At 65.9% G+C, this 12,308-nt stretch carries 14 protein-coding genes and 1 pseudogene; 9 read left to right on the top strand and 6 right to left on the bottom strand.

Translation table 11 applies throughout. The features are described from left to right. The first annotated feature begins 93 nt into the window (after positions 1–93). Genes A5779_RS08270 through A5779_RS08290 form a run of 5 tightly spaced genes read left to right on the top strand, consistent with a single transcriptional unit; the run spans position 94 to position 4,254 of the window. Positions 94–837, top strand: coding sequence for an SDR family NAD(P)-dependent oxidoreductase (locus tag A5779_RS08270; RefSeq protein WP_064880739.1), 744 nt, complete (start codon positions 94–96; stop codon positions 835–837). Between the two features lie 42 nt (positions 838–879). Further along, entirely contained in the window at positions 880–1,089 is a 210-nt protein-coding gene (locus A5779_RS08275) for a ferredoxin (RefSeq protein ID WP_064880741.1), read from the top strand. Next, positions 1,086–2,435: a cytochrome P450 gene (locus A5779_RS08280; RefSeq protein WP_064880743.1), complete on the top strand. Its 1,350-nt coding sequence runs from the start codon at positions 1,086–1,088 to the stop codon at positions 2,433–2,435. Before A5779_RS08275 ends, A5779_RS08280 begins: the two co-directional genes overlap by 4 nt. After that, complete coding sequence (locus tag A5779_RS08285; protein WP_064880745.1) at positions 2,435–3,298, top strand: SDR family NAD(P)-dependent oxidoreductase; 864 nt, start codon at positions 2,435–2,437, stop codon at positions 3,296–3,298. The genes A5779_RS08280 and A5779_RS08285 overlap by 1 nt, the downstream gene beginning before the upstream one ends. A gap of 26 nt (positions 3,299–3,324) precedes the next feature. Beyond that, positions 3,325–4,254 (top strand): TIGR03564 family F420-dependent LLM class oxidoreductase, encoded by a 930-nt coding sequence (locus A5779_RS08290; RefSeq protein ID WP_064880747.1) that lies wholly within the window; start codon positions 3,325–3,327, stop codon positions 4,252–4,254. A gap of 4 nt (positions 4,255–4,258) precedes the next feature. Here A5779_RS08290 and A5779_RS08295 read toward each other — a convergent pair whose 3' ends face one another. Continuing rightward, on the bottom strand, positions 4,259–5,452 hold the full coding sequence (locus A5779_RS08295) for a cytochrome P450 (protein WP_064880749.1): 1,194 nt from the start codon (positions 5,450–5,452) through the stop codon (positions 4,259–4,261). A gap of 89 nt (positions 5,453–5,541) precedes the next feature. Here A5779_RS08295 and A5779_RS08300 point away from each other — a divergent pair, with 89 nt between their 5' ends. After that, positions 5,542–6,387, top strand: coding sequence for a TIGR03619 family F420-dependent LLM class oxidoreductase (locus tag A5779_RS08300; protein WP_064880751.1), 846 nt, complete (start codon positions 5,542–5,544; stop codon positions 6,385–6,387). Between the two features lie 56 nt (positions 6,388–6,443). Here A5779_RS08300 and A5779_RS08305 read toward each other — a convergent pair whose 3' ends face one another. Together A5779_RS08305 and A5779_RS08310 are read right to left on the bottom strand one after the other, a co-directional pair. Continuing rightward, positions 6,444–6,872: a VOC family protein gene (locus A5779_RS08305; protein WP_064880817.1), complete on the bottom strand. Its 429-nt coding sequence runs from the start codon at positions 6,870–6,872 to the stop codon at positions 6,444–6,446. A gap of 7 nt (positions 6,873–6,879) precedes the next feature. Beyond that, a complete protein-coding gene (locus tag A5779_RS08310; protein ID WP_064880753.1) occupies positions 6,880–7,650 on the bottom strand; it encodes an SDR family NAD(P)-dependent oxidoreductase in 771 nt (256 codons plus the stop codon). A gap of 126 nt (positions 7,651–7,776) precedes the next feature. Between A5779_RS08310 and A5779_RS08315 the strand changes: the two genes are divergently transcribed. Beyond that, positions 7,777–8,454, top strand: a complete 678-nt coding sequence (locus A5779_RS08315) for a nitroreductase family protein (RefSeq protein WP_064880755.1) — start codon at positions 7,777–7,779, stop codon at positions 8,452–8,454. On the opposite strand, the gene A5779_RS08320 is transcribed toward A5779_RS08315, so the two are convergent. Together A5779_RS08320 and A5779_RS08325 are read right to left on the bottom strand one after the other, a co-directional pair. Then, on the bottom strand, positions 8,451–8,804 hold the full coding sequence (locus A5779_RS08320; RefSeq protein WP_064880819.1) for a cupin domain-containing protein: 354 nt from the start codon (positions 8,802–8,804) through the stop codon (positions 8,451–8,453). The two genes, A5779_RS08315 and A5779_RS08320, sit on opposite strands and share 4 nt — an antisense overlap. Before the next feature lie 42 nt (positions 8,805–8,846). Continuing rightward, positions 8,847–9,560, bottom strand: coding sequence for a LysR family substrate-binding domain-containing protein (locus tag A5779_RS08325; RefSeq protein ID WP_064880757.1), 714 nt, complete (start codon positions 9,558–9,560; stop codon positions 8,847–8,849). Positions 9,561–9,588: 28 nt separating this feature from the next. Here A5779_RS08325 and A5779_RS08330 point away from each other — a divergent pair, with 28 nt between their 5' ends. Together A5779_RS08330 and A5779_RS08335 are read left to right on the top strand one after the other, a co-directional pair. Further along, complete coding sequence (locus tag A5779_RS08330; RefSeq protein ID WP_064880759.1) at positions 9,589–9,975, top strand: DUF5997 family protein; 387 nt, start codon at positions 9,589–9,591, stop codon at positions 9,973–9,975. 199 nt (positions 9,976–10,174) lie between these two features. Beyond that, on the top strand, positions 10,175–11,056 hold the full coding sequence (locus A5779_RS08335; protein ID WP_064959209.1) for an exodeoxyribonuclease III: 882 nt from the start codon (positions 10,175–10,177) through the stop codon (positions 11,054–11,056). A gap of 8 nt (positions 11,057–11,064) precedes the next feature. Here A5779_RS08335 and A5779_RS08340 read toward each other — a convergent pair. After that, a pseudogene (locus tag A5779_RS08340) lies at positions 11,065–12,296 on the bottom strand (PucR family transcriptional regulator). Positions 12,297–12,308: the final 12 nt, after the last annotated feature.

The raw sequence follows: 12,308 nt of genomic DNA on the forward strand, positions 1-12,308 counted from the left end.
CCATACATTCGTACAGCATCCACTTGTGCCCGCCACCACCTTCCGCTATACATTCGTACAGCGGATGCGATCGAACGCACAGGAGGTTGCGGTATGGGCCGGGTAGCAGTGGTCACCGGTGGCGGATCGGGCCTGGGGCGGTCGATCGCCGTCCGACTCGCCACTGACGGCAAAGATGTTGCGGTCCTGGACCGCAACGCGGAAGCAGCGGACAAAGTGGCTGCCCAGATCCAGGCGGCCGGCGGCCGGGCGACATCCCTCGGTGTCGACGTATCGGACGAGGAGGCCGTCACACGGGCCTTCGACTCGGTCCGCGGTGAGCTGGGCCCGGTCGAGATCTTGGTGACCAGCGCAGCCATCTCCGGATTCAGCCGTCTCGACAAGATCACCCTCGACCAGTGGAACCGCTATCTGGCGGTCAACCTGACCGGAACCTTCCTGAGCATTCGAGCTGCCCTGCCCGACATGCTCAGCGCTCAGTGGGGACGCGTCATCACCATCTCTTCGGCCGCCGGGCAGAAGGGCGCTCAAGGACAGGCCCACTATTCCGCCGCCAAGGGCGGTGTGATTGCGCTGACCAAGACCGTGGCCCTCGACTATGCCGCCAAGGGCATCACGGCCAACACCGTACCGCCCTTCGCCATCGAAACACCCATGCTGCGCGAGCAGCAGGCCGCCGGAAAGTTGCCCCCGGACAAATACCTCAACCAGGCGATCCCGGCCGGCGCGTTGGGCAGCCCCGAGGACGTAGCCGCGGTGTGTTCCTTCCTGGCCGCCGATGACGCCGGATACGTCACCGGGCAGGTGATCGGCGTCAATGGCGGCGCCGTCACCTGACTCAAGTCCCTTGAATCACCCACGTTTCGATCAGGAGTCACTGTGAAAGCAGAAGTCGACACGTCGCGATGCCAGGGCCACACCCTGTGCGCGATGATCGCACGGGAAATTTTCGAACTCGACGACACCGACGGCCACGCCCACGTCGCCGTCGATGTTGTTCCGTCCGAGTACCACGAGCAGGTGCACGAGGCGCTGCGTTCCTGCCCGGAGCAGGCCATCCGCGTCCTGACCCTGGAGACCGAACAGTGAGCGTCCCCACCGATCCGGCCGCGCGTTATCACTTCGACCGGCACGGCCCCGATTATCGGGAGAACTTCCTCGATATCACCCACGAGATGCAGCAACGGTGCCCGATCGCCTGGACCGATACCTATGACGGCCACTGGGTGGCCGCCGGTGGCCACCAGGTTTTCGAGTTGGCCCGCTGCCCACATGTCTCCAATGACCACGATGTGAACAACGAACGCCGCGGCTACAAGGGCATCTCCATTCCGACGATGTTGGAAGCCGAGGGTTTTCGCGGCGGCATGCTGGAGATGGACGACCCTGAGCACCGCTTCTACCGCACTGCGCTCAACCCATACCTGTCGCCCGCCGCGGTCAAGCGCTGGATCCCGTTTGTCGATGAGATCGTGCGGGCCTGCATCGACGACCGTATCGAGTCAGGGCAGATCGATTTCGTCGACGACCTGGCCAATGTGGTGCCGGCGGTACTCACCCTGGCCATGCTCGGTGTGCCACTGGAAAAGTGGAGGATCTACAACGAGCCGGCACACGCCTCGGTCTACACGCCGCCAGACTCCCCCGACGCGGCCCGGGTGCGCGAACTCTACATGGCGATGGGCATCGACCTGTTCACCAATCTGGCTGAGATTCGGGACAATCCACGGCCGGGCATCATCGACGCCCTGGCCAAACTGCGGATCGATGGCGCGGCGCCACCCGACATCGAGCTGATCGGCATGCTGAACCTGTTGATCGGCGGCGGGTTCGATACCACCACCGCACTCACCGCGCACGCGCTGGAATGGCTGTCCCAGAACCCCGACAAGCGGACCCAGTTGAGCAGCGAGCGGTCCTCATTACTCGACCGGGCCACCGAGGAGTTCCTGCGCTTCTTCACCCCCGCGCCGGGTGATGCCCGGACCGTCGCCGGCGAAATCGATCTGGATGGCACCCTGCTCCGTGAAGGTGAGCGGCTGTGGCTGTCCTGGGCGATGGCCAATCGGGACCCGGAGCTGTTCGACGATCCGGATGCACTGCTGATGGATCGAAAGAACAATCGGCACTTCAGCTTCGGTCTCGGAGTGCACCGGTGCATCGGCTCCAATGTGGCCAGGACGGTGTTCAAATCCATGCTGACCGCGGTCCTTGACCGGATGCCCGATTACCAGTGTGTGGCCGAGGGGACCGTGCATTACGACAGCATCGGGGTGATCCAGGGCATGCGGCACCTGCCCGCCCACTTCACTCCGGGTGCACGACTTGGACCAGGCCTCGACGAGACCCTGGCCAGGCTGCAGCGGATCTGCGACGGCCAGGGCTTGGCGCGACCTATCACCGAACTCAAGACCACCGCCGAGATCGCCGGCTGATGGGCCAGAACCGACCGGTCGCCGTCGTCACCGGAGCCAGCCGCGGCGCAGGAGCGGGTATCGCGCATGCGTTGGGAAGCCATGGCTGCACGGTGTATGTCACCGGACGCAGTGAGAACCAGGGGGATTCGGCGCTGGCCGGCACGATCCACCACACCGCCGAGCTGGTCACCGCAGCCGGGGGTCATGGCATCGCCGTACGGGTCGACCATGGTGACGACGATCAGGTCACGGCACTGTTCGACCGAATCGCCGAAGAGCAGGGCCGGGTGGACATCCTGGTGAACAACGCCGCGATCATCCGCGACGAGATGATGGGCCGCACCAAGTTCTGGGAGGAACCACTCAGCGTCCTGGACACCCTCGATGTCGGGCTCCGCAGCAGCTATGTGGCCACGGTGTTGTGCGCGCCGGTGATGCTGCCGCAGCGCAAGGGCCTCGTGGTCTTCACCTCGTCGTCCGGTTCTGTGCACTACGCGTTCGGCCCGGCCTACGGTGTCCCGAAGGCCGGTGTGGACAAGATGGCTGCCGACATGGCCGTCGACTTCCGCGAGTTCGACATCGCCGCGGTGTCGCTCTGGATGGGTTCCCTGCTGACCGAACGGGTTCGCGCGATCATCGCCGCCAAGCCCGAAAAGTTCGGCCACATCCTCGATTCCGCCGAGACACCCGAACTCACCGGCCATGTCATCTGGGCCCTTTTCAACGACCCAGACCTCATGGCATCCAGTGGCCAGACGCTGATCGGGGCCGAGCTGGCGACCAAGTACGGCATCGTGGACGAGGAAGGCCGCCAACCACCGTCCTACCGGACGATGTTCGACGTCCATCCGCACCAGCAGTATCCGCACGTCATGCGATAGCCGGACAGGGATAGGAGCCTCAGGCGATGCGTATCGGACTGTCCGGCGGTGCCGCGTCGGTTGACCGGATGATCACCCAGGCCCAGGACGCCGAGGCCGACGGGTTCTCGTCCCTGTGGTACGCCAGCGGTGTGGCCGGTGACCCGCTGGTCGCGATGGCGCTGGCCGGGCGGGCTACTCAGTCGATCGAGCTGGGGACCGCTGTGCTGCAGACCTATCCGTGCCATCCCCTGTTGCAGGCCAACCGGGTCATCGCGGCCGCCAACGCCATGGGGCGACCCGGCCTGTGCCTGGGCCTCGGCCCGTCACACGAGCCGATCGTGCGGGACGTACTGGGCCTGTCCTACGACCATCCGGCCCGCAACACCGGCGAGTATCTGCGGATCGTCGGCCCACTGCTACGCGGCGAGGACGTCGACGTCGACGGCACCGACTGGAGCGCGCACACCGCAGGCCGCGCAACGCGCCCAGACCATCCGATCCCCCTGCTGCTCTCGGCGCTGTCACCCCGGATGCTGCGCATCGCGGCACATTTCGCCGATGGGGTGGTGCTGTGGATGGCCGCCCGCCAAGCGGTGGAGTCCCGGATCGTCCCGGTTCTCGACGCGGCGACCGCCGAGTACGGCCGGCCCCGCCCCCGGGTCGTGGCCGGACTGCCGGTGGCAGTCCACGACGATGTCGACGAAGCCCGCAACGCGGTGGCCGCCAACGCGGTGGCCTATGCCGGAATGCGTAACTATGAGCAGATCATTCGCGCCGGGGGCGGAACCAACGCCGCCGATGTCGCCATCGTGGGCCCCGAGTCCGAAGTGCATCGTCAACTCCAGGCCTTGCTCGACGCCGGTGCCACGGACCTCTGGGCCCAACCGGTCGCCGTGGGTACCGATCGGGCCGAGCGGTCCGCGTCGGTACGACGCACCAAGGCGCTGCTCAGCGCCCTGGCCCGCGAAGGCTGAACCCTCAGCCCAAGATTGCCGGCATGCTGTCCCACCCCCGCACCGTGACGGCGGGCGCGCGGACGGCATTCTGCTCGTCGATCGTCCAATCCGGCCACCGCTTGAGAATCTCCTCGAGCGCCACCTGGCCCTCGACGCGGGCCAATGACGCACCGAGGCAGAAATGCGTTCCCCGGCCGAAGCTCACGTGATTGTTGGCGTTGCGGTGGATATCGAATCGGTCCGGATCGTCGAATCTGCGTTCATCACGATTGGCTGATCCGGCGATGAGCTGAAGTGCCGACCCAACGGGAACTGTAGTTCCGTGGTATGTCACCTCTTTGGCGACGTAGCGGGTGATGCCGTGCACCGGCGGTTCGTAGCGCAGCACCTCTTCGATCGCGGCGGGGATCAATGACGGGTCCGCGGCCAGTTCGCGGCGCTGATCGCGGTACTCCCCCAGGAGCTTGCCGAGCCAGCCGAACAGGCGGCCCACGGTCTCGGTGCCGGCGTTGGCGATCACCCCGAGAAACACCAACAGCTCCTCGGAACTCAGCTTGCGCTCGACGCCGTCGGCATCGGCGAACTCGACGTTCAGCAGCTCGGTCACCAGATCATCAGAGGGATGGTCTTGGCGCCACTCGACGTACTCGCGGAACATGTTGCCGTTGAAGTAGTTTTCTTTGCTCACCGAGAGTGGCTCACCCGGATTGTTCCGCAGCCTGCGCCCGGCCACCTTACGTACGTCGCGCTGCAATTCGTCGGGAATACCCACCAGCATCCCGATCACCCGCATCGGCATCTCGGCCCCGAGGTCATCGACGAAGTCGAAGCGGTCCCCACCGATCAACGGATCCAGACACTTCGCGCAGAAGTCGCGGACCTGCTCCTCGATGGCCTTCATCTTCCTGGGCGTGAAAGCTCGTGACACCAGCAGCCGGTGCACGGTGTGCAGCGGCGGGTCCTCGTTGATGAAGACACCGAGCGGCATTACCGGCTCGGCTTTGACCACCTCCAGGATGTCACCCTTGGCAGAGCTCAGGTTGTCGACGTCGCGCAGGGCATGCTCGACGTCGGCCATCCGCGATAACGCCCAAAAGTCGCGTCTCTCGTTGTAGTACACGGGAAACTCGTCGCGCAGCTGCTTGTAGACGGGGTACGGGTCGGCATCGATATCGACGTCGTACGGGTCGTAGTAGAGCTGGCTGGTGTCCACCATCCGGATGCGCTCCTCGGTCTGTTCATCGCCGCCGGGGCGGCCGGTGCAGTACGATCGTACAGCATCCGCATTTGACCCAAAGGAGAGTCATGGATTTGGGATTCGTCTCGCTGAACACCCCGCGAGACCTCGCGCCGGCCACCCTGGGTCCGGAATTGGAGTCGCGCGGTTTCGAATCATTGTGGGTCGGTGAGCATCCGCAGATCCCAGTGGCTGCCGCGGACCAGTTCCACCCCGCCCTGCTCGCTGCGCAGAAGCAGATCCTGGATCCGTTTCTGTCGCTTCTGTCCGCCGCGCAGGCGACTGAAACGCTGCGAATCGGCACCGCGGTCGCGCTGCCACTGGAGCGCGAATTATTCACCTTTGCAAAGGAAGTCGCCACGCTCGACCATATGAGCAACGGTCGGGTCGTTCTCGGGGTCGGTGTGGGTGCGCGCGCCGAACTCGAAGTATCGAGCTCGGTGAAATGGGCCGACCGCTATCGCGCACTGGCCGACATGGTGGCTGCGCTAACGACGCTGTGGGATGACGACGAGTCCGAGCATCACGGCGAGTTCTACGATTTCGCCCCGGTGTGGTCCTATCCCAAGCCCGTCCGACGTCCGCCTCTGCTGGCTGCGGCCACCGGACCGAAGGCGATTCGGGAATGCCTGGGCTGGGCCGATGGCTGGCTCCCCGGTGATGCCGCATTCCGCGATGTGGGTGCCGCCCTGGCCGATTTCCGGCGGACAGCCGAAAAGGCCGGTCGCGATCCGTCCACCCTCGATCTCACGATCATGGCCTGGGGCAATCCGACTGTGGAAACGCTGGCCGGCTACCGCGATCTCGGCTTCAACCGAGCTGTGCTGGGTGGCGGCCACAAGAAGGGCGGCGACCCGTCCACCACGTGGGAGTTTCTGGACAAATACGCAACCATGGTCGACGAGCTGCGGTAAGACCAGAACGGCGGTGGTGTGCCGTCAACACACCACCGCCGCATCACGCTCGAAACTCAACCAGCCGGAACCGGCCGCACCCGCGAGTGGATCAGTTCGATCAACTGTCCCTCGGGATCACGGACCATGCAGGCGAATCCGCCGCCCGGATCGGCGACCACAGCTCCACCGGAGGTCTGCACCGCCGCTTGGGCGTCGGCCATGTCGTCTACCACGATCGAAAGGTGGGTGAGGCCGGCGCCAACCATATTCCGCTGCGGCTCATCCGGAGCGGGATGTCCCGAGAAGGTCAGCAACTGCAGCACGAAACCATCGTTCTGCAGATAGACCGCCTCGAACCCGATCGGCTCGGCCAACCCGAGCAGGCCTGCGGCCATCTTGTCCGGGACCGTCATCCGCTGCACCTCGGCGAATCCGAGCGCCTCGTAGAACTTTTTCACGGTGTCGATGTCGCGGACCCGAAGCCCGACGTGACTGATGCTCACGCCCATCTCAGACACCCGCCGGACCGGGGCCGCCGTGCATGTACAGCGTCTGCCCGGAGCAGTAGCTGGAGGCATCGGAGGCGAAGAACAGGACGCCGTAGCCGATCTCGTCGGGTTCGGCGATGCGACCCGAACCGTTGGTCTTCCCGATCATGTCGATATCGAAGCCCTGTCGCTGCGCATCGGCTTCCAGGCCGGGAGTCCGGATGGCGCCGCACGCAATGCAATTGACCCGCACCCCTTTTCGCGTCCAGGCTGCCGCCATCGACCCAGTGAGGTTGTTCAAGCCCGCCTTGGCGGCGGCGTACACCGGCGCCTGCGGCATCGCCAGCAGGCTGGCCCCCGAGGAAATGTTGACGATTGAACCCTTGCCCTGGGCGATCATCGGCTTCGCGGCGGCCCGCGACAGGTACCAGGCACTGGAGAGGTTCAGATCCAAAACCTGGTGCCACTCGTCGTCCGTCCACTTCATCAGCGACTTCGTCTCGCCGCCACCCGCGTTGTTCATCAAGACGTCGAGGCGGCCGAACTCGGCGAGCGTCGTGTCGACCAGCGCATTGCAGTCCTCGGCGTTCGTCACATCGGTCGGCACCACCAGCGTGCGGCGACCGAGCGCCTCGATCTCGGTGGCGGTCGCCTTGAGCGGATCAGGACGACGGCCGGCCAGCACCACGTCCGCACCGTGCTGGGCCAGGACCAGCGCCGACGCCCTTCCGATTCCGGTTCCGCCGCCAGTGATGACGGCAACCTTCCCCTCCATCGAGAACCTATCGCTCACAGCATCGACTCCTATTCAGGGCTGTACACATGTCCAAATGCAATACGAACGTACAGCAGTCCTGCTGACGAAGCGAGACGTTCGCCGATACTCGACATCGACTGCTACGTCGAGTACACCAATGGGATGCCGGATCCGACCGACAATGTCTGGGAAGCGCTGTCCACCGCCCGATCGATTCGACGATTCACTGACGAACCTGTCGACGACGAGACGCTCAACCGCTGCCTGCGGGCTGCCACCTGGGCCCCCAACGGAGCCAACGCCCAGCTGTGGCGCTTTATCATCCTCGATGCACCCGAACAGCGAGCCGCCGTGGCCGAAGCAGCCCAGATCGCTTTGCAATCAATCGAATCGATCTACGGCATGTCACGACCCACCGAGGACGATCAGAGCCGGGCGGCACGAAACAACCGCGCCACCTACGAGTTGCATGATCGTGCAGGTGAATTCACCTCGGTATTGTTCGCGGCCTTCAAAAATGAGTTCTCGTCGGAGTTCCTTCAGGGCGGCTCGATCTACCCCGCGATGCAGAATTTCTACCTGGCAGCCCGTGCCCAGGGATTGGGCGCATGCATCACCAGCTGGGCCTCCTACGACGGCGACAAGGTCTTGCGCGAATCGATCGGCATCCCCGACGAATGGTTCCTCGCCGGACACATCGTGGTGGGCTGGCCAAGAGGCAAGCATGGGCCGGTACGGCGTCGGCCGCTGTCCGATGTCGTCTTCCGCAATCAGTGGGACCCCGAGCGCGCCGACATCACGTACGGCCGCGGCGCACGGCCCCGCTCCACCGATGCCTAACCTTCTGGATAGAACAGGAACAGCACACAACCCACGGCGGACTGCGGTACGTGCCACGACCCGGCCGGGGCGTGCAGGAATGTGCCCGCGACGTAGTCGTTGACGCCATCGTTGAACACTCCGGAGACCACGTAGACCTCTTCGGGACCGGGGTCATGCAGATCTTCGCCCGCCCAGACCGCTCCCGGCGCGATGGTGGTGACGGCTGCTTTGGCACCGTTGGCGCCCTGCCAGAGCGGTTGGACAGTGATTCCGGGAAAGACTTCGATTGGTTCGACGTCTGCAGCCGACTTCCAGACATATCCAGGCGCGTTGGGACCGAACGACGAAACATCACCGTTAGTGGTCATGTGTGCGGCAACCTTGCGCACCGCCTCACAATTCCCGGTACGTCAGCGGCGACCGCGTTTTGCCGGACCTGGCTTACGGGCCACCTTGCCCGCAGCAGCGCGAGCGGCCTGCTTGGCGAGGGTCTTCTCTCGGGCGGTGCGTTTTGGCGCCGGCTGGGATTGCCCCCGCGACGAGCCGGGTTTGCGGCCGCGCACGATCCCGATGAACTCCTCGACCAATTCCGGTTGCGGACCTTCCCGGAAGCCCAGCGCCACAGGGCAGCTGGGGGCGTCGGCGATCGGCCGGTACGTGAGGTCCTTGCGGTGATACAGGCGCGCCAGGGACTGCGGAACGACGAGCGCCCCCATCCCGGCGGCGACGAGCTCTATCGCATCCTTGGTGGTCTCGGGTCGGTGATCGACGACAACGCCGGGAGCATTCGCCCAGTCGACGACGTGATCGAGCGGCACCAGGACAGGTTCGCCGTCGAGGTCCGCAGCGGCGATCTCATCGGCGGCGGTGAGAATGTGATCGGTCGGCACCACTGCCACCGTCGTCTCCTCATAGAGGGGAATGAGGGCCAGCCCAGACGTGTCGCCCGGCAGCCGGAGCAACGCGATGTCGACGGTGCCGTCCCGCACCGCAGAGGCCGCGTCTGCCGCAGCGAGGGCACACAACTGCAGCGGCACCCCCGGGTGGCGCTCCGCCCAGATCCGCGCCCACTTCGCGGGCGTCCCGCCGGGGACATACCCGAGGGTCAGGGACTGCGGGGTCACCGCCTCAGGTTACCGATACGCTCATTGCATGAGCAGGCCGAACGCGCAGTCCATGAAACCCGCCACCGCGGCGAAGAAACTGGACGTCTACTTACCCGCGACACCTGCCGAGTTCCAGGAGAACGCGATCACCCGCGCCGAGCTCGCCGCTCTGCAGGACGACCCGCCCCAGTGGCTCAAAGATCTCCGCAAGAACGGTCCACACCCGAAGAATCTCGTGGCAGCCAAGCTGGGCATCTCGATCGCCGGTCTCGCGCGCGGCGCGGTCGGGGATGCGCTGACCACCGAGCAGATCAATCAGCTGCTGGAGGAGAACCCGGAGTGGCTGGTCGCCGAACGTGAGAGCTACCAGAGCGTGCTGCGCGAGCAGCGCCGTATCAAGGCCCTGCACACGGATCAGGCCCGCGAAGGCTGACGGCGCTGCCACGTGCCACCACCGCCGCAAGAGCGCGCCCCGCGGAACTGAGCTGAAATCGCAGCGGCTTTCGGAATGTCACACCGACAAGCCCGGCGTCGACGAAACGCTGCACCCTGGATCGGACGAACTGTCTGGACCGCGTGGGCCGAAGACGATGACGCACATGATGCACTCCGAACGGAAGCACCAGCACCAGATGCCTGACACTCCAAACCCTCCGCTCGGCATTGCCACGTTCAACGTCAACGGAATCCGGGCGGCACGCCGTCGCGGCTTCGACGCCTGGCTCGCCGGGCGAGGGCTCGACGTCGTGGCCCTGCAGGAGTTGCGCTGCCCACGCGAGGAGGTCGGCGCGTTCGACGGTTATCGCGCGGCAATTGACTGCGGCTCGATCCCGGGCCGCAACGGCGTCGCAATCCTGACGCGCGAGGCACCGTCGGATGTGCGGACCTGGGTCTCGCATCCGCCGCGCAGCCGGGGCCTCGGGGCCCATGCGGGCGAGGGCCGGTACCTCGAGGTAGACCTCGCGGACGTTCCCCTCACCGTGGCGTGCCTCTACCTGCCGAAGGGCGGCCTACCCGCGCACTTGCAGCGGCCCGGCACCATGCGCGATACGCCTGACGGCGGCGCCAAGTACGACCGGAAGATGCGCTTCCTCGGAGCGTTCGCGCGCGAGCTGAGCCGGAACCGCCGGGCGGCGCTCGACGCGGGACGCGAGTTCCTGCTGCTCGGAGACCTGAACCTCGCTCATCTTCCGCACGACGTGACCAATTGGCGGCCCGCACAGAAGATGGAGGGCTTTCTCCCCGAGGAACGCGCCTGGCTGGACAGACAGATCGGGCCGCGCACGCTTGTCGACGTGGTGCGGACGCTGCACGGCGACCGCCCCGGGCCGCTGTCCTGGTGGAGTTGGGCCGGCGAGTCGTTCGTCAAGGACGTGGGCTGGCGCATCGATCACCACCTGGCCACACCGCGGCTGGCGCGGACCGCCATGTCGGTGACCGTCGACAAGGAACCCGAACCCGGCGCGCGGCTGTCTGACCACGCGCCCGTGGTCGTGCGCTACGCCTACCCCTGACGCGCCGGTTACCGAGCCCCGCGCACACTGAGCAGCGTGAGGGCCGCAGCCACCTCATCGGGTTGCGCGCGAAGGGTTTCGGCAGGAGTTCGTCGATCCGGGCGAGGCGCCGATCGATGGTGTTGCGGTGGGTGTACAGCCGTTCGGCGGTGCTCGTGCGGTTGAGTCCCTCGTCCACGTAGGTCAGTACCGTCTGGTGCAGCACCGGGCTGGCGTCCTTCAACTCACCGAGCACGTCGGCGACGAACTGGTCGGCCGAAGGCAGATCCGTCGACAACAGGTCCACCAAGTGGACGTCCTCGTAGCGCACGATGGACAGCCCGGAGTCCAGGCGTGCCAGAAGCCGTTGCGCTGCAGCGGCATCCATGTGTGTTCGCCGAAAGCCGCTCACGCCGGGGGCCGCGCGGCCGAGTGCCACGCGCGCACCGCACCGTCGCCCCAGACGTTCGGCGAGGCCCGTGACCGTCGGCGTGGTCTTCGCCGGTATCCACAACCACACCGCAGCGGTACCGGCAACCACCGTCAGCCGCCGGTCCGCGCCGCACGCCCGCATCACCTGCTCACTGGCGCGTTCGAGTTCGGCGACGTCTTTCTCGGAGTCGACCCAGACGACGACGCCGATGTGCGAACCCGTCAGTGCATAGCCCAGCTGCGCTTCGGCGCGCGCCGGTGCGATGTCCGCGCCCTGGAGCAGGAGCTCGACGGTGGCGTAGCGCTGCAGCTGCGAGCCACCGGCGAACTCCTCGCGGACCTTGCGGATGTGCTCGGCAAGTTCGGCGATGGAGTCATCGACGAATGCCGTGAGCGAATAACCGGAGACCTCGATCAGTTCGCGAAGCTGTTCCGCGTCGTCCGTCGCCTGGAAACACGTGGCCAGCCACCACTTCCAGGCGACACGTTGAGCCGATCGCCACGACAGGACATCGTCGGTGGTCAGGCCGCGCAGCACCACATCACGTGCGTAGGTGCGCATCGCGCTTCCCGCGGCCGGGGCGACCCGGCGACCAGGTTCGGCGATGTTGGACGTCAGCCAGTGCTTGAGGTGGGTGGCCACCATGCGGGCGTCGACCTCCGCGAGCACCGGGTCCTCGGCGATCGCCCGGTACCGCGGGTCCTGCAGCGACGCCGCCGTCAGCTCGTCGATGACGTCCCCGGACCTCGCCAGCGCCGTCTCGGCAAGCCCGCGGATCAGCCGACGGACCGGAGCGGATGCATCGGGCCACAGCTGATCCGGTGTCATGGCAACAGTCTG

It is taken from the genome of Mycolicibacterium peregrinum (assembly GCF_001665625.1).
GTDB classification, from domain to species: domain Bacteria; phylum Actinomycetota; class Actinomycetes; order Mycobacteriales; family Mycobacteriaceae; genus Mycobacterium; species Mycobacterium peregrinum_B.

What these genes read in the sequence shown, in the direction of transcription:
- A5779_RS08270 (WP_064880739.1), top strand. Translation starts at nt 94, where the DNA reads ATGGGCCGGGTAGCAGTGGTCACCGGTGGCGGATCGGGCCTGGGGCGG.
- A5779_RS08285 (WP_064880745.1), top strand. Translation starts at nt 2,435, where the DNA reads ATGGGCCAGAACCGACCGGTCGCCGTCGTCACCGGAGCCAGCCGCGGC.
- A5779_RS08290 (WP_064880747.1), top strand. Translation starts at nt 3,325, where the DNA reads ATGCGTATCGGACTGTCCGGCGGTGCCGCGTCGGTTGACCGGATGATC.
- A5779_RS08295 (WP_064880749.1), bottom strand. Translation starts at nt 5,452, where the DNA reads ATGGTGGACACCAGCCAGCTCTACTACGACCCGTACGACGTCGATATC.
- A5779_RS08300 (WP_064880751.1), top strand. Translation starts at nt 5,542, where the DNA reads ATGGATTTGGGATTCGTCTCGCTGAACACCCCGCGAGACCTCGCGCCG.
- A5779_RS08315 (WP_064880755.1), top strand. Translation starts at nt 7,777, where the DNA reads ATGCCGGATCCGACCGACAATGTCTGGGAAGCGCTGTCCACCGCCCGA.
- A5779_RS08320 (WP_064880819.1), bottom strand. Translation starts at nt 8,804, where the DNA reads ATGACCACTAACGGTGATGTTTCGTCGTTCGGTCCCAACGCGCCTGGA.
- A5779_RS08330 (WP_064880759.1), top strand. Translation starts at nt 9,589, where the DNA reads ATGAGCAGGCCGAACGCGCAGTCCATGAAACCCGCCACCGCGGCGAAG.
- A5779_RS08335 (WP_064959209.1), top strand. Translation starts at nt 10,175, where the DNA reads ATGCCTGACACTCCAAACCCTCCGCTCGGCATTGCCACGTTCAACGTC.